The organism is Burkholderia sp. AU45251, assembly GCF_030482905.1.
GTDB classification, from domain to species: domain Bacteria; phylum Pseudomonadota; class Gammaproteobacteria; order Burkholderiales; family Burkholderiaceae; genus Burkholderia; species Burkholderia aenigmatica.
This window is the reverse complement of sequence record NZ_JAUJQH010000025.1, coordinates 98,520-115,118: the sequence shown is the minus strand read 5'-3', so window position 1 is coordinate 115,118 and position 16,599 is coordinate 98,520. Positions and strand designations below refer to the sequence as shown.

At 65.1% G+C, this 16,599-nt stretch carries 13 protein-coding genes and 2 pseudogenes; 7 read left to right on the top strand and 8 right to left on the bottom strand.

The genetic code is table 11. The annotated features are described in order from the left end of the window. Nucleotides 1-223 (bottom strand): annotated as a pseudogene (locus tag QZM67_RS32700) (phosphonoacetaldehyde dehydrogenase); the annotation flags it as partial. 44 nt (nucleotides 224-267) lie between these two features. Continuing rightward, nucleotides 268-624, bottom strand: coding sequence for a GNAT family N-acetyltransferase (locus tag QZM67_RS32695; RefSeq protein ID WP_301809740.1), 357 nt, complete (start codon nucleotides 622-624; stop codon nucleotides 268-270). Nucleotides 625-895: 271 nt separating this feature from the next. Between QZM67_RS32695 and QZM67_RS32690 the strand changes: the two genes are divergently transcribed. From QZM67_RS32690 to QZM67_RS32680, 3 genes and pseudogenes are all read left to right on the top strand, one after another. Next, complete coding sequence (locus tag QZM67_RS32690; protein ID WP_301809738.1) at nucleotides 896-2,422, top strand: PLP-dependent aminotransferase family protein; 1,527 nt, start codon at nucleotides 896-898, stop codon at nucleotides 2,420-2,422. A 490-nt stretch (nucleotides 2,423-2,912) separates the two neighbouring features. Beyond that, nucleotides 2,913-5,798, top strand: a complete 2,886-nt coding sequence (locus QZM67_RS32685) for a GH92 family glycosyl hydrolase (RefSeq protein ID WP_301809735.1) — start codon at nucleotides 2,913-2,915, stop codon at nucleotides 5,796-5,798. Between the two features lie 95 nt (nucleotides 5,799-5,893). Next, nucleotides 5,894-6,199 (top strand): annotated as a pseudogene (locus QZM67_RS32680) (PLP-dependent aminotransferase family protein); the annotation flags it as partial. Between the two features lie 10 nt (nucleotides 6,200-6,209). Here QZM67_RS32680 and QZM67_RS32675 read toward each other — a convergent pair. Genes QZM67_RS32675 through QZM67_RS32660 form a run of 4 tightly spaced genes read right to left on the bottom strand, consistent with a single transcriptional unit; the run spans nucleotide 6,210 to nucleotide 8,739 of the window. Then, entirely contained in the window at nucleotides 6,210-6,599 is a 390-nt protein-coding gene (locus QZM67_RS32675; protein WP_301809732.1) for a DUF4279 domain-containing protein, read from the bottom strand. A gap of 37 nt (nucleotides 6,600-6,636) precedes the next feature. Beyond that, nucleotides 6,637-6,858, bottom strand: a complete 222-nt coding sequence (locus QZM67_RS32670; RefSeq protein ID WP_301809730.1) for a hypothetical protein — start codon at nucleotides 6,856-6,858, stop codon at nucleotides 6,637-6,639. Next, nucleotides 6,827-7,507, bottom strand: a complete 681-nt coding sequence (locus QZM67_RS32665) for a hypothetical protein (RefSeq protein ID WP_301809727.1) — start codon at nucleotides 7,505-7,507, stop codon at nucleotides 6,827-6,829. Before QZM67_RS32665 ends, QZM67_RS32670 begins: the two co-directional genes overlap by 32 nt. Continuing rightward, nucleotides 7,480-8,739, bottom strand: coding sequence for a DUF6402 family protein (locus tag QZM67_RS32660; RefSeq protein ID WP_301809726.1), 1,260 nt, complete (start codon nucleotides 8,737-8,739; stop codon nucleotides 7,480-7,482). The genes QZM67_RS32665 and QZM67_RS32660 overlap by 28 nt, the downstream gene beginning before the upstream one ends. Before the next feature lie 604 nt (nucleotides 8,740-9,343). Here QZM67_RS32660 and QZM67_RS32655 point away from each other — a divergent pair. The 4 genes from QZM67_RS32655 to QZM67_RS32640 all read left to right on the top strand — a co-directional run bounded on the left by QZM67_RS32655 (nucleotide 9,344) and on the right by QZM67_RS32640 (nucleotide 13,659). Next, entirely contained in the window at nucleotides 9,344-9,745 is a 402-nt protein-coding gene (locus tag QZM67_RS32655) for a nuclear transport factor 2 family protein (RefSeq protein WP_301809725.1), read from the top strand. Between the two features lie 170 nt (nucleotides 9,746-9,915). Beyond that, complete coding sequence (gene xsc / locus QZM67_RS32650; protein WP_301809723.1) at nucleotides 9,916-11,733, top strand: sulfoacetaldehyde acetyltransferase; 1,818 nt, start codon at nucleotides 9,916-9,918, stop codon at nucleotides 11,731-11,733. A 127-nt stretch (nucleotides 11,734-11,860) separates the two neighbouring features. After that, nucleotides 11,861-12,895 (top strand): phosphate acetyltransferase, encoded by a 1,035-nt coding sequence (gene pta, locus QZM67_RS32645; RefSeq protein ID WP_301809720.1) that lies wholly within the window; start codon nucleotides 11,861-11,863, stop codon nucleotides 12,893-12,895. Beyond that, the gene (locus QZM67_RS32640; protein WP_301809717.1) at nucleotides 12,892-13,659 is read left to right on the top strand and encodes a sulfite exporter TauE/SafE family protein; all 768 of its coding nucleotides are present in this window, start codon (nucleotides 12,892-12,894) and stop codon (nucleotides 13,657-13,659) included. The genes pta and QZM67_RS32640 overlap by 4 nt, the downstream gene beginning before the upstream one ends. Before the next feature lie 103 nt (nucleotides 13,660-13,762). Here the strand turns inward: QZM67_RS32640 and QZM67_RS32635 are convergent, their stop codons facing one another. Both QZM67_RS32635 and QZM67_RS32630 read right to left on the bottom strand, forming a co-directional pair. Continuing rightward, nucleotides 13,763-15,490 carry a cobalt chelatase gene (locus QZM67_RS32635; RefSeq protein ID WP_301809714.1) on the bottom strand — a complete coding sequence of 576 codons (1,728 nt, stop codon included), beginning with the start codon at nucleotides 15,488-15,490 and terminating at the stop codon, nucleotides 13,763-13,765. Next, nucleotides 15,487-16,476, bottom strand: a complete 990-nt coding sequence (locus tag QZM67_RS32630) for an AAA family ATPase (protein ID WP_043179354.1) — start codon at nucleotides 16,474-16,476, stop codon at nucleotides 15,487-15,489. The genes QZM67_RS32635 and QZM67_RS32630 overlap by 4 nt, the downstream gene beginning before the upstream one ends. Between the last annotated feature and the right edge of the window lie 123 nt (nucleotides 16,477-16,599).

The following is a 16,599-nucleotide window of genomic DNA, read 5'->3' as shown; positions in this document are numbered from 1 at the left end:
TCGCCGCGCGATCGTGGCGCGTGAGCGTCGGCCGGTACGCACGTGCGGTCGCGAACGCGCGCCGCACGTCGTCCAGCGTCGCCTTCGGCACGGTGCCGACCAGCGAGCCGTCGTACGGGTTGCGCACGTCGATCACTGCGTCGCGCCACACGCGCTGCCCGTCGATGCGCAACGCTTCGTGCCGCACGTCGGATGCGGGAATCGGCTTCAGGACCGTGCTCATGTCGTCTCCGTCTTGATGCAGCGTGATCGTGGCCACGCTTTCGGTTACCGCAGCGCGGCCTGGCGCACCACGATCAATCCTTCGTATTCGAGGCAGCAGCACAGCGTCGACCACGCCGGCGTATCGGGCCATTCACGCGCGCCGGCGTCGATGCGAATCGGCTGCCCGAATTCGCGCGACGCGCACGCCAGCAGCGTGTGCGCGATGCCGCTGCGCCGGTACTCAGGTTCGACGTATAGCCGCGTGAGCGACGGCGATCGCACCGCATCGCCACCGTCGTCGTCGAGGTCGAGTCCTCCGATCGCCTCGTCGTCGCGATACGCGACTGCTGTCGCACGTGCATCGTCGAACACGATGCGGATCACGCGCTCGCAGCGATCCCTGAACACGACGACGTGCATCGCGTCTCCCTCCTTTGCATCACGCTGCAGGCGAACGCGATGCGCGCACGCCCTCCTGCGTCCGCGTACCGGGGAGTTATCCGGATCGTCCGGGCGCGACGAGTTGAGTATCGTCTTGCCACGTCGGCGCGCAGTAGTGCCAGACGACACATTTCATTGAGTCCACATCCGCGGCGCGACGCGCGTATTCTCGCGACACCGCGCCTCTCGCGGGCCACGTGCACACCACGTGCACTGCCTCGCGTTTCCCGTACCGATCACAGGAGGAAGCATGTCGAGTCGTACCCCGACCGCCTTATGGGCCCAGCAGTTCCGGCGGTCGTCGGCGTCGAGCCTGCAAGACCAGATCCGGCGGATGCTCGTGGCCGCGATCCTCGACGGCCAGCTCGCCCCCGATGCCGCGTTGCCGTCGAGCCGCGAGCTCGCCGACCAGCTCGGCGTCGCACGCAACACCGTCGTGCTCGCGTACCAGATGCTCGTCGAGGAGGGCTACCTGATCTCGCGCGAACGCAGCGGACACTTCGTGAACCCGAAGATGCTCGAAGGCGTGCCCGGCTTCGCGTTGGTCCGGGCCGGCACCGTGCCCGCCGGTGGCGACGACGTGCCCGGACGCCCCGCCTGGGAGAAACGCATCACGCATCCGCCGTCGAGGCAGCGCAACATCGTGAAGCCCGCGAACTGGCAGCACTACGAATTTCCGTTCATCTACGGGCAGTTCGACCAGTCGCTGTTTCCGACCAACGACTGGCGCGAATGCTGCCTGAAGGCGCTGTCGGTGATGGAGATCCGCAACTGGGCGCCCGACCTGATCGAACGCGACGACGAATCGCTGATCCAGCAGATCCGCACGCGCGTGCTGCCGCGACGCGGCGTGTTCGCGATGCCCGACGAGATCGTCGTCACGAACGGCTGCCAGCAGGCGCTGTACCTGATCGCGGACTTGCTGTGCGGCAAGCACACGACGGTCGGTTTCGAGAACCCCGGCTATCCGGACGCGCGCAACATCTTCGAGAACCGCAACGCGCGGCTGCTGCCGCTGCCGGTCGACGGCCACGGCATCGCACCCGACTCGCTCGGCGATACGCTCGCGCGCTGCGACTACGTGTACGTGACGCCGAGCCACCAGTGCCCGACCACCGCGACGATGCCGATCGAACGCCGCCGCGCGCTGCTCGATTACGCGCAGCAGCACGATTTCGTGATCATCGAGGACGACTACGAGAGCGAAAACACGTTCTCGGGCACGCCGCATCCGGCGTTGAAGAGCCTCGACACGGCCGACCGCGTGATCTATGTCGGCAGCCTGTCGAAGACGTTCGCGCCGGGGCTGCGGCTCGGCTACGTGGTCGGGCCGCGCGAGCTGATCCGCGAGTTGCGCGCGCTGCGGCGGCTGATGGTGCGCCATCCGGTTGCGTATATCCAGCGGGCGTTCGCGACCTTTCTCGCGCTCGGCCATCACGACGCGCTGCTGCGCCGGCTCGCGCATGCGTACAGCGAGCGCTCGCAGGCGTTGATGGCCGCGCTCGATGCGCATCTGCCGGAAGCGCGGTACGTGCGAGTGACGGGCGGCGCATCGTGCTGGGTCGAGGGGCCGCCGTGGCTCGATGCGGCGCGGCTCGCAGTAGACGCGCAGGAGGCCGGCATTCTGATCGAGCCGGGCGGCGTGTTCTTCATGAACGACGACAGCAATGCGCGTCGATACTTCCGGATGGGGTTTTCCGCGATCCCGCTCGAGCGGATCGAGCCGGGGGTGCGGGCGCTCGCGCAATGCGTGCGGGCGCAACGCCCGGGGGCCTGACCTGGGGCGAAAAGGCGTCGTGCGCCGGCGCTGCGCAGTCACCCGGAAGCATGAACCTCGCGTGTGCGGCGGCTGGCAAACCCGTTCCGACGATCGGCCGGGTTCAGCCTGCGGGGTGACTCACGGCTGCACGCTTGCGGACCGCCTTGCCGGGTATCGATGAACGGCAGGCGCAAACGCAAGATGCATCGATTCGATCTCCAGGTGATTTCCGCTGCCTCATCTGACACCGCGCGGACACCGCGTGCGTCGCTCGCTCTCGCACGCCGCTACGGCGCGATTTCAAAACGACATCGCCGGGATTCGTCGCGTTTCGATTCGTTTAGTAAATCCAATAAAAACATTACAACTCTCCAAATCCGGTTGACAACGGATTCATCAAAATCCTAGTGTTACGACGCTGAAAGACGGCAACAAGCCGTGACGAACCGACGGTTCAATCGACTGGATTGCCGAAGAAAAAGTGCATGGAAAACCGGAGGGGGCGATCATGATTCGATTCACGACGCTCGCGGCGATCCTGGCCGCGGCGTGCGCGTTGAGCGGGTGCGGAGGCGGTGACGGCAGCGACGGAACCGCGGCGTCGGTACTGGCGGCACGCCCGTCCGACGCCGTGGCCGATACGACCCGGCTCGATGACAACCGCAGCCTGGCGTTGACACAGTACGTCGATCCGCTGATCGGCACGCTCGCGAGCAATTCACCGAACCCGGTACCGGCCGGGCAGGCCGGCAGCGTCGAACCGGCCGCCGGCCTGCCGTCTGGCATGGTGCAGTGGGCGCCCGACACCAACACCACGCCGGCGCCGAACAGCAGCCAGGAGCCGAATTCGCCCGCCGGCTACTACTACGACATCCACTCGATCCAGGGCTTCAGCATGACGCACATGCCGGGCGCCGGCTGCAGCGGCAACAACGGCGAATTTCCGGTCATGCCGACCACCGACCCGACCCAGCTCGCACCGACCTTCAGTCATGCGAACGAAACGGCCAGACCGGGCTACTATTCCGTGCTGCTCGACTCGCAGATCAAGGTGGAGCTGACCGCCACCCTGCGCACCGGCTTCGGCCAGTTCGCGTACCCGGCCGGCAAACCCGCGCTGCTGGTACTCGACGCGACCCGCACCAACACCAAGACCTCGACCAACGGCGCCATCACGCAGGTTTCCGACAGCGCCATCTCGGGCAGCACGATCGGTGGCGGCTTCTGCGGCAACTCGGTACCCGTACCGGTCTACTTCTATGCCGCCTTCGACCAGGCCTTCACGTCGGCCTCGATTTCGCACGGCGTGGCGCAGCTTGGTTTCCGCTCGGGCCAGACGGTCAGGATGAAGATCGGTATCTCCTACGTCAGCGTCGCCAACGCGAAAGCGAATCTCGACGCGGAAAATCGCGGCTGGGATTTCGCGGGCGTACGCATGCAGGCCGATCGCGTCTGGAACGACCGCCTCAACAGCATCCGCGTGGCGGGTGGCACGCTCGACGCGAAGAAGAAGTTCTATACGGCGCTGTATCACGCGCTGTGGGCACCCAGCATCTTCAGCGACGTGAACGGCCAGTACATCGGCTTCGACAATACCGTGCATCAGGTCGCCCAGGGCCAACGCGCGCAATACTCGTCTTTCTCGGGCTGGGACATCTACCGCTCGCTGATCCAGCTGAAGTCGATCCTCAACCCGTCCGAAACCAGCGACATGATTCAATCGCTGATCAACGACGCGGATCAATGCGGCGCGATTCCGCACTGGGTCAACGACAACGTCGAGGACGGCGTGATGCCGGGCGACGCCGGTTCGCTGATCGTCTCGAATGCCTATGCGTTCGGCGCGCGGCGCTTCGATACGCGGTCCGCGCTGCAGCACATGGTGAAGATGGCGAACATCCCCGGCACGGCCTGCAACAACGTGACCACCAACGGCGGTCGCGCGAGCTACCTGCAGACCGGCTACATCACCGGCGGCGAGTGGGGGCAGGCTTCGTCCACGCTCGAATACACGAGCAGCGATTTCGCGATCTCGCGCTTCGCCGGGGCGCTCGGCGATGCCGCCACGCAGCGCATGCTGCTGAGCCGCTCGGCCTACTGGCAGAACCTGCTCAACACCACGCTGACGCCGCCGCTGATCGCGGCGCGCCAGTCAAACGGCGCATGGATTCCCGAGACGCCGAGCAGCGGCGACAACTATGTGGAGGGCAATGCCGAGCAGTACACGTGGATGGTGCCGTACAACGGCGCCGGCCTGTTCGCGCAACTGGGCGGCAATGCGGCGGTGACATCGCGGCTCGACCAGTTCTTCACGGTGCTCAATGCCGGCATGAGCCTGCCCAACTTCTACATGGGCAACGAGCCGACCTTCGAGGTGCCCTGGTTCTATAACTGGGCCGCGCAGCCGTCGGGCACACAGCGCGTGGTGCAGCAGATCCTGGCCAGCGCGTTCGGCACCGGCCCCGACGGCCTGCCGGGCAACGACGACCTCGGCGCCGTGTCGGGCTGGTATGTCTGGGGCGCGCTGGGCCTGTATCCGCAGACTCCCGGCGTGGCGGGCCTGGCGATCGGCAGTCCGCAGTTCCCGCAGATCGACGTACGGCTCGGCAACGGCCGGACCTGGCGGATTCGCGCGGAGGGCGCGCCCGCGTCCAGCTATGTGCAGTCGCTGTCGATCGATGGCCGCGCCCACGATGTTCCGTGGGTCGCCTACGACGACATCGCCAACGGCGCGACGCTGCACTTCACGATGGGCAGCGCGCCGTCGCAGTGGGGCAGCCGAAAGCAGCCGCCGTCGTTCGGCGTGCCGGTGGCGATCAACGCGGCCGACAGCTACAACAATCGCGGCTTCAGCGCGGACGGTGCGACCAATACCGACGGCCAGGGCGCGGACTTCGACGGCAGCCTGTTCAGCTACTCGCTGAATGCGCTGGCAGCAGCGGGCGTGCAGCCGGGCAAGCCGTTCGCGGTGGCCGGCGCCAGCGTGGCGGTGGCGGGCGGACCGCTGTCGCTCGACAACACCGTGACCGTCGGCCAGACCGTGATGCTGCCGCCCGGATCCGTCGGCACCGGCGTGGTGGTGCTCGGCTCGTCCAACAATGGGCCGAGCAGCGGCACGGCGCAGCTGAACTTCGCCGACGGCTCGAGTCAGGCGGTCACGCTGGCTTTCGACGACTGGACGCTGAACGGCGGCAGCGCGCACGCCAGCGCGACGGTAGCCGTCACGATGGCTTACCGCAATTCGGGCGGCGGCCAGCAGGACAACGTCAAGACCTACATCTTCGCGCAGAAGATTCCCGTGCCGCCCGGCAAGGTGGTGACGAGCATCGTGCTGCCGCGCCAGGTGAGCGCCGGCAAGATGCACGTGTTCGGCATCGGCATGACGGCGTCCTGACGTCCGCCTGACCGACGGGGATACGTCGTGCGTTGCGATGTATCCCCCCGCGGGCCGGCAATGCTGACGTGTGGCCCCTGGAGCGAGAACACCTTCTCCGGCTCGGCTACGTGGTCGGGCCGCGCGAGCTGATCCGCGAGCTGCGCGCGCTGCGGCGGCTGATGGTGCGCCATCCGGTCGCCTATATCCAGCGCGCGTTCGCGACCTTTCTCGCGCTCGACCATCACGACGCGTTGCTGCGCCGGCTCGCGGATGCGTACAGCGAGCGCTCGCGGGCGCTGATGGCTGCGCTCGATGCGCATCTGCCGGAAGCGTGGTATGTGCGGGTGACGGGCAGCGCGTCGTGCTGGGTCGAGGGGCCGCCGTGGCTCGATGCCGCGCGGCTCGCGGTCGAGGCGCAGGAGGCAGATGCTATCGATATTCGTCGATCTCGATCACTGCCCCGACTGATTCGATGATCTTGCGGGTAGCGTCCGACACGTGGGGCACACGATCACCATTTTCGTTGTCCCAGTAGCAGAAGAACCGCATACGCGCACCGGCCCGTTCGATACGCTCGAGAAGACCTTCACGCGGCAACGAGAGTCGTTCGATCAGGTAGCGAAGGTGCGGCTCCAGTCGATCGCTTTGAACGGCGGCCCTGCTTTCCAGTGCCCGCAGATTGAGCCTTCCGGGCCGGGAACTCAGGCGCCCGCACGGCAGCAGATAAGGCTTTCCTTTCGTGACCGTTCGACTCGGAAAGATGCCGAAGAAAGCGGTCCACGTGTCCGAGTGCGCGTCCTCCGATGAAATGATGAACATCGCGTGCGCAAGCGCGCTATCGGTGGGCGAAGGGGACTCAGCGTGCATAGTCATTGTTATCAATAATTACGCCTTTGAACTCGACATCGCCGCTGTCGTGAAAGATAACGTTGTCGGCCGGTCCCAAGCCGTTTGCAGGCTTCAAGATATGCAGCATCTGCCCGAACGCCTTGCGATCGTAGCCAAGCATCTTTGCCGCAACGTTCGGATTGTTGATGCAGTCGAGCTCAGCGAAGCCAAATCGGAATTCTCGCTGCAATCCAGTCGATCTTGGTTGGCGGCATCGAGATTGCCCTTTCACTGTCGCTCTCATCCGATGCGTCGAAATAGATCAACTTGTGACCGCAGATTTTGATCGAATCCTGTTCCGGCCGGCCGTCCCAAAAAACGAAAAATAGCCGGGAGGCGAGCATCGATCCATGCGCATCGGTGACGACGAGTTTGACCTGCTCATTCTGATCCGCGAACAGTCCATGGCTGCGAGCGCCACTTCCGCAGATGTTGATGATGTAGGTTGTGCCGTCGATCTGTTTGATTCCACCATTCATCTTGGCGTTGTAGTCGAAGCTCTGACAATCGGTGTCGTCAGTCGTGATCCCGCCAACACTGATGAGCAAGAAGCAGACCGAAATGCCCAGTGTGACGATCGCCAGTCCCGCGCGCTTCGCTCGGCCGAAATGGGCGATATTTCGAAGCAGCCAGTAGCAGTAGGCTGCGAAGATCATCGTCGTGATGACGAGCATCGCAGTCTTGCTGTGCTTGAGTGCGAAAATCGTAGCCGCATTTGTGGCGTCAGGCGGAAGGAACGCCCACACGATGGCGACAGCCAGGGTCGCGGCCCCAACCACGAAGATCGTTCCGAGAATGAGGCGGATCACCTTCATTGTTCCGCCGGGATTGGCCTGCATACGGTATCAAATTTCAAAACAGCCGGCTTGTCCAGTTTCACGAGTTTGGGCCTACTGTAAACCATAAAATCACCGCCACGATCGTGTGCCGCTCTCCAGTCGCGATATGTCTTGTTGTGCACTGGCCAGTACACGTCCTTCGTCATAAATTTCCGAAGGAGACTTGTCCGTTTGTCGATCGGTTTGTTGACCTCTTCGCCCTCAGGGAGATAGCGCCACTTTTCAATGGTTGAGTTTCCGACGTTCAAGTTGCTGCTCTTGAATAAATCGTTGGCGGCCGCGACGTACGACAGCACCATTCCGCTTCTGTTCCAGTGGCCCAGATACTGGCTCTTGGAAGGCGAGTCATCGTTAAATGAATAGCTATCCTTGATGTAGACATAGATGTGCGTAATTTTCGCAACCGGTTCGAGGCAGAATATTTTTTTCTTGCCTTCGTACTTGTAGTAGCGCTCACCAGTCACGGTCGCCTTCCCGACAGCAGCGTAGAAATTGAAGTTTGCCAGTGCGCCTGTTAGATCAGTCAACGCCGTACCGTCGAGAGTGTCGATGGAGGATACCGACTGGTACTGAAATCTCCAAGCGATATGAAACTGAAGCAGATCCGTCAAAAACGGGGCAGTGTCGATCACGATACCTGCCCCGTTCATTTGTCCGGCCGCAAAACTCCGCTCGATCACGGGTGCCAGCGTATTCTTCGCCGCTTCAGCGGCATTCGCAGTGTAAATCGCTTGGCGGGTGAGTTGATTGAACCGCTCAAGTGCTCCGCGAAATCTCAACACCCATTCCAGCGTGACCGCCGTGTCGTCGATCGGTTGCACCGAGTTGAGCGTGTCGTCATAGACATGCTTCGGGCTCGCAAACCACTCTCGTGCAAGCTTTGCCGAGATCGGCCAGCCCATCTTGTCCATCGCTTTGGGAATGTCCTGCAGATCGAACGCGGGCAGCTTGTCGGCGTGCTCGGCGTCTTGGGGCTTGTCACTCGATTGTGGCTTGACGGGCGGCTTGGCCGGCGCAGGAGCAGAGACAGGCGACTTCTGCGGCGCGACTGGAGCAATTGTCTTCGTTGGCGGCGGCGGGGACTCGTTGGGTGCAAGCCTATCGAAGGAGATTCTTTGCTGCGTATCAATGGGAACGCATCCGACCACACCAGAGTAGCATTTCCACCGCTTGCTGAAATATAAGACTCCGGACTCCAGCTGATAATACGGGACTTTTTTGACGTCGGGCATAGCGATTGAATAACGATTTTCGAGAGAACTGATCTCGGAGTGACCTAAGCCTGGACAATTCCAACAGCGACAATGAAAACGACCGTTATATCAAGCCGCGCTCACGTTAGGCACGGACGCATTGTCAGTTGCAATGATTGCGAGTTTCCGTGATCCCCAGACACCAAGATAGAGTCGACCAATGAAGACGCGAACTCAACCCAACATTAGCCGAAGCAACCGGGTATCTATTTAAGAATCCACCACCCTCCACTCGACCGACGAGAACATTTGATCTAGAACTTGTTCAATTTTTAAAGAAAAATTTCCTGCAATTCGAACAAAATCCACTCGCCCCAACCTTAATCACCAATACGAATCCGAAAAATTCTTATCTCGAAAAATTAACCCAATCTTCGAACCCGCGTCGATACCCCGAAATCAATCAAAAACTGTTACGCCGCACCGCTCTGTCTCCAAGTCGAGCCATCAGTGGCGCTGGCCCAACCGAATCCTCCCGACTGGCGCTACCGCCAAAAACGAGCGCTCACTAACGTGTCGATACCGTGTGCCGCATGCGCGCCAGCGCCTTGCGCACCGCCCACCATTCGACAGGAGACACGTTATGGCAGACACGCTCACCGCCGCCCCCGTCACGGCCGCCACGCTCGCGGCATTTTCCGACGCATTCAACCGGCACGACGCCAACGCGTTGATGGGTTTCATGACCGAGGACTGCGTATTCGACGCGGCCGGCGGCCCCGACATCCACGGCACGCGCTTCGTCGGCCGCGACGCGGTACGCGCCGCGTTCGAAGCCGTGTTCAAGACCTTCCCCGATGCGCATTGGGGACACGGCCGCCATTACGTCGCCGGCGAGCGCGGCGTCTCCGAGTGGGTGTTCACGGGCACGCACGCCGAAGGCTGGCGCATCGAGGCCGAAGGCTGCGACCTGTTCGAATTCCGCGACGGACTGATCGCCGTCAAGCGCGCCTTCCGCAAGGAACGGCCGAAACAGCCGGCCTGAGCGCGCCCCTCGCGCGCTACCCGGGCCACCGCCCCCGAGCGCATTTTGAAACGAATCATTTCATTTCATTCCACATTCCCCGCCAGCGGGCGGAATGATTTGACCGGCTTTCCCCAGCAAATAGCATCTGGAACAAGACGTTCCGTTAATTGAACAATCGGAGACAACCCATGAGCGAACAATCCACTTCCCTGCGTGCATCGGCGAACGGTCCGCAGGACATGACGCCGTCCGAAGCCTTCGTCGAGACCCTCGCGGCCAACGGCGTGACCGACATGTTCGGCATCATGGGCTCCGCGTTCATGGATGCGATGGACATCTTCGCGCCGGCCGGCATCCGGCTGATCCCGGTCGTGCACGAACAGGGCGCGGGCCACATGGCCGACGGTTATGCGCGCGTGTCGGGCCGCCACGGCGTCGTGATCGGCCAGAACGGCCCCGGCATCAGCAACTGCGTGACCGCGATCGCGGCCGCGTACTGGGCACATAGCCCGGTCGTGATCGTCACGCCGGAAGCCGGCACGATGGGCATCGGCCTTGGCGGCTTCCAGGAAGCGAACCAGCTGCCGATGTTCCAGGAATTCACGAAGTACCAGGGCCACGTCACGCACCCGGCGCGGATGGCCGAATTCACCGCGCGCTGCTTCGACCGCGCGCAGGCCGAGATGGGTCCGACGCAACTGAACATCCCGCGCGACTACTTCTACGGCAAGGTCAAGGTCGAGATTCCGCAACCGCGCCGGCTCGACCGCGGCGCCGGCGGCGAACAGAGCCTGGACGACGCGGCCGCACTGATCGCGCAGGCGAAGTTCCCGGTGATCATCTCGGGCGGCGGTGTCGTGATGGCCGATGCGATCGAGGAATGCAAGGCGCTCGCCGAACGGCTCGGCGCGCCGGTCGTCAACAGCTACCTGCACAACGACTCGTTCCCGGCGAACCATCCGCTGTGGTGCGGCCCGCTCGGCTACCAGGGCTCGAAGGCCGCGATGAAGCTGCTGTCGCGCGCCGACGTCGTGATCGCGCTGGGTTCGCGCCTCGGGCCGTTCGGCACGCTGCCGCAGCACGGGATGGACTACTGGCCGAAGGACGCGAAGATCATCCAGATCGACGCCGACCACAAGATGCTCGGCCTCGTGAAGAAGATCTCGGTCGGCATCTGCGGCGATGCGAAGGCCGCGGCGATCGCGCTCACGCAACGCCTCGAAGGCCGCACGCTCGCGTGTGACGGCTCGCGCGGCGATCGCGCCGACCAGATCGCGACCGAGAAGGCCGCGTGGGAAAAGGAACTCGACGACTGGACGCACGAGCGCGACGCGTACAGCCTCGACATGATCGAGGAGCAGAAGCACGAGAAGCCGTTCAGCGGCGGCCAGTATCTGCATCCGCGCCAGGTGCTGCGCGAGCTCGAGAAGGCGATGCCCGACGACGTGATGGTGTCGACCGACATCGGCAACATCAACTCGGTCGCGAACAGCTACCTGCGGTTCAACAAGCCGCGCAGCTTCTTCGCGGCGATGAGCTGGGGCAACTGCGGCTATGCGTTCCCGACGATCATCGGCGCGAAGGTCGCCGCACCGCACCGCCCGGCCGTGTCGTATGCGGGCGATGGCGCGTGGGGCATGAGCCTGATGGAAACGATGACCTGCGTGCGCCACAACATCCCGGTGACGGCCGTTGTGTTCCACAACCGCCAGTGGGGTGCGGAGAAGAAGAACCAGGTCGACTTCTACAACCGCCGCTTCGTCGCAGGTGAACTCGACAACCAGAGCTTCGCGGCGATCGCGCGAGCGATGGGTGCCGAAGGGATCACGGTCGACCGCCTCGAAGACGTCGGCCCGGCGCTCAAGCGCGCCATCGACATGCAGATGAACGAAGGCAAGACGACGATCATCGAGATCATGTGCACGCGTGAACTCGGCGATCCGTTCCGTCGCGATGCGCTGTCGAAGCCGGTTCGCATGCTCGACAAGTACAAGGACTACGTGTAACGCCGCGTCGCTGACGCACCCGTTGCCGGTCGCGCGCCCCTCTCGCGCGACCGGCCTTCCGGCCGGACGCCGTGCCCCGTGCGGGCCGCCGCATCCGGCCGTTTTTCCTTTCCTACCCGAGCGAACGATGAAAGCCCTCGACCGCATTCTCGACTCCGCGCGCCGCCAGCCGATGCGCATCGCGCTGTGCGAAGCCGACGATCCGCGCGTGCTGCAGGCCGCTGCACGCGCAACACGCGACGGCATCGCCCGCATCGTGCTCGTCGGCAACCGTGCGGCGATCCACGCGGCGGCCGCGCGCGACGCGATCGATCTCGACGGCATGACGCTCGTCGATCCGGCCACCGCTCCGCAACGCGATGCCTATGCCGACACGCTGTATGCACTGCGCAAGAGCAAGGGCATGACGGCCGATGCCGCGCGCGACGCGGTACTCGCCCCGCTCTGCCACGCGAACCTGATGGTGCGGCTCGGCGATGCGGACGGCTCGGTCGCGGGCGCCGTGCATGCGACGTCCGACGTCGTGCGCGCAGCGATCCAGCTGATCGGTGTCGATCCCGCGTTCCGGATCGTGTCGAGCTTCTTCCTGATGATGCTGTGCGAACCGTTTCACACGATCAAGGGTGGACTGATCTTCTCCGACTGCGCGCTGGTCGTCGATCCGGATGCCGATCAGCTCGCCGAGATCGCGATGGCCGCCGCCGACAGCGCGCGCGCGCTGCTCGGCGAGGAACCGCGTGTCGCGATGCTGTCGTTCTCGACTAGCGGCAGCGCGCATCACGCGGCGGTCGACAAGGTGACCGCCGCGACCGCGCAGGTGCGCGAACGGCGCCCCGCGCTCGCGATCGACGGCGACGTGCAGCTCGACGCGGCGATCGTCGCGGAAATCGCCGAGCGCAAGATCGCGCACTCGCAGGTGGGCGGCCACGCGAACGTACTCGTGTTCCCGAGCCTCGAAGCCGGCAACATCGGCTACAAGCTCGCCGAGCGGATCGGCCGCGCGAAGGCCGTCGGCCCGCTGCTGCAGGGGCTGCGCCGGCCCGCGAACGACCTGTCGCGCGGCTGCAGCGCCGACGACGTGTATCACGTGATCGCGGCGACCACCGTGCAGGCGCAGGCGGCCGCGCAGCGCGCCGCGACCGGCGAGGCCGCACACGCATGACAGCCGACAAACTCGCGATCCTGATCGCGGTGATCGGCGCCGGCAGCTATTTCCAGACCGTCACCGGCTTCGGACTCGGGATGATCGTGATGGGCGCGACGAGCGGCTTCGGGCTCGCGCCGCTCGCCACCGTCGCGACGCTGATGAGCGTCGTGTCGCTCGCGAACGGCGCGACCGCGCTGCCTGGCCGGCTGCATCACATCGACTGGCGCGCGGTGGGTGCGGCGACGCTCGGCATCCTGCCGTCGGTCGTCGCGGGCGTGCTGCTGCTCGAATGCCTGAGCCGCTCGGCGGCCGACCTGCTGCAGCTCATTCTCGGCGCGGTCGTGCTGTACGGCGGCCTGAGCGCGGCGCTGCGCCCGGCACCGCTCACCGAGCGCTCGGACAACCGCAGCTTCTTCGTCAGCGGCCTGTTCGGCGGCTTGCTGAGCGGGATGTTCGGCGTGTCGGGGCCGCCGCTGATCTTCCAGTTCTACCGGCAGCCGCTGACGCTCGTGCAGATCCGCTGCGCGCTGATCGTGCTGTTCACGACGACCTCGGCCACGCGCGTGCTGTACAGCGCATGCGAAGGCCAGCTCGATCGCGACATCTGGGTGCTGGCCGCGATCGCGACGCCCGTTGTGATGCTGACGACGGTCGCCGCGCGTCACTACCCGCCGCCGCTGTCGCCGGTCGCGTTGCGTCGGCTCGCGTTCAGTGTGTTGATGGCGATCGGCATCGGGTTGATTGCGACGTCGCTGCCGCCGCTGCTGCATCGCGCTTGATGTCGCGCGGCGTGCGCCGTGTCGAACCATCCCGTTCCCGGCAATCGATACGGAGTCGACGCGTACACGTTCACCGCGTCCGCGTCGAATGCAGTCGCCCGCTTCACCGCCGCGCGCCGATCCATCCGGCGATCTCGACGAGCCGCTTCATGTCCGGCGCCGACGCAAGGTCGATCGCGAGCCGGTGCCGGTAATACGGGCCGAGATCGAGCCCGACGCCGAGCCCGAGCACTTCGACGCGGCCCGCCGCTTCCTGGCGCGCGACCACCTGTTTCAGATGGTTGTCGAGATAGAACGGATCGTTCGCGAGCGCCGTCGCGCCGTCCATCGGGCTGCCGTCCGAGATCACGACGAGGATCTTGCGCGCCTCCGGCCGCACCGCGAGCCGCGCGCACGCCCACTCGACCGCTTCGCCGTCCACACCCTCACGGAACAGATCGGCCTTGAACAGCGCGGCAATGCCCGTGCGCGCATGCCGCCAGCGCGTGTCCGCGTCCTTGAACACCAGATGGCCGGTTTCGTTGAGCCGTCCCGGATGGCGCGGCTTGCCGCGCGCGAGCCAGTCCTGCCGCGCGCGGCCACCATTCCACGCGAGCGTCGTGAAGCCCAGCACTTCGGTCGCAAGGCCGGCGGCGTCGCCCGCGCGGGCCAGCGTGTCGACCATCAGCGCGACGCCGTCGATCCACGTCTTCATCGACCCCGAGCAGTCGATCAGGAACGCGAGCGCGCAGTCGGCGTGCGGCCGCACGCGTTCGAGCCGGAACAGCCGCCGTTCAGCCGGCGAGCTGACGAGCTGCGCGAGCCGGCGGCCATCGAGGCGGCCGTGCTCCTCGCCGAACGACCAGCCGTCGGCCTGCGGCACAACGAGCGCCGCGCGCAGCACGCGCGCGAGCCGCGTGACGTTGATCCGCTGCGCGGCGACCTGGCCATCGAGCCGGTCGCGGTACTCGCGCAGCAGGGCCGCGCGAATCTGCACGGCCGGCCGGAGCTCGCGGTCGTAACGCGTCGTATATGCACGGTAGACGGCATCACTGCCCTGCAGCACGACGCTGTCGCCCGTCTCTACGAGTGCAGGAAGGTCAATGCCTGTATCGTCGAAGTCGACCCAGAGCGAGAAATTCGTCAGTGCGTCGTCCTGCTCTCGCGCGTCTTCCGTCTCCGTTTCCGTTTCCACGACGGCCGCCCGCGCGTCGCGGATCATCGCAGCAATGCGCTTCGCGAGCGCCAGCGCGTGTTCCGCGAATGCGCGCTGATCGTGCCGGCACCGCTTGAGCCCCGCGAGCTGTACGCCGATCTCGGGCACGATCGCCGCGCGCGACGCTTCGATCAGGTCTTCCGTTTCTTCGAGCACCGGCCAGCCCGTCAGCCGCGACCAGGCGATCTGCGCGACCGTGTACACGAGGATCCCGACATGCGTATCGGCCTGCCCCGACCGGTGGAACGCGCGCGACCAAGTTTCGAAACGATGGCGCAGGTTCTGCACGACACCGCGCATGGCGGATGGCGCCAGCGATTCGCAGCGCAGTTGCTCGAGCATTTCGAACAGCACGCGTTCGACCGGGTCGTCGCCGGACAACACGCGATGCAGGTCGGCATCCGAATGCAGGATGCGTAGCGCAGCACCGTCGGCCGCACCGCGCCACGACGCGAGATCGTCGTCGGCCGCCTGCGCGCGCAGGTGCGGCGCATGGATCGGCAGCGGCCGCAGGTCGCGGCACACGCGGCCCGCACGGTAATGCAGCGCCGCGTCACGCGTCAGCGCGCGCACGGTCGACGCGCCCAGCGCTTCGCGCGCCGATGCGCGGCGCGCGGCGTCCCGATCGGTGCTCACCGCCCCGCTCCCGGCTCGCCGCCGCCGGCACGCGACGCGACCGCCAGCTCCTCGCCAAAGCAGCGCTGGTAATACTCGGCGACGACCGGCCGCTCCGCGTCGTCGCATTTGTTCAGGAACGTGAGCCGGAACGCGAGCGCCGGATCGCGGAAGATCTGGCAGTTCTCGGCCCAGTTGATCACCGTGCGCGGCGACATCAGCGTCGACAGGTCGCCGGTCGCGAAGCCGTTGCGCGTCAGTTCCGCGAGGCTCACCATCGATTCGAGCAGCGGGCGGCCGGCTTCGTCCGCGAGTTCCGGCACGCGCGCGCGCACGATGCCGATCTCCTCGTCGCGCGGCAGGTAGTCGAGCGTCGCGACGACGTTCCAGCGATCCATCTGCGCATGGTTGAGCATCTGCGTGCCGTGATAGAGCCCGTTCAGGTTGCCGAGCCCGACCGTGTTCGCGGTCGCGAACAGCCGGAACGACGGATGCGGGTGGATCACACGGTTCTGGTCGAGCAGCGTGAACTTGCCGTCGCGTTCGAGAATCCGCTGGATCACGAACATCACGTCCGGCCGCCCCGCGTCGTATTCGTCGAAGATCAGCGCGACCGGACGCTGCAGCGCCCACGGCACGATCCCTTCCTGGAATTCGGTCACCTGCACGTCGTCGCGCACGACGATCGCATCCTTGCCGACGAGGTCGAGGCGGCTGATGTGGCCGTCGAGGTTCACGCGCACGCACGGCCAGTTCAGCCGTGCCGCGACCTGCTCGATATGCGTCGACTTGCCGGTGCCGTGCATCCCCTGCACGAGCACGCGGCGATTGCGCGCGAACCCCGCGAGGATCGCGAGCGTGACGTCCGGGTTGAAACGGTACGCGTCGTCGATATCGGGCACGTGATCGTCGCGCGCGCTGAACGCGGGCACCATCAGGTCCGATTCGAACCCGAACCGTTCGCGGACCGACACCATGCAGTCCGGCTTGTTCGCCACCCCATCCATTGCGTTGCGCTCCTGTCGTTGCGTATTGCGCGGACGTCGATCGTCGTGCCCGCGTCAGTCGTGTTTACGGAACGATTCGTTCCGTTGCCGAAAATGCGTGCCGGATTCCATCGATCCCGGCCC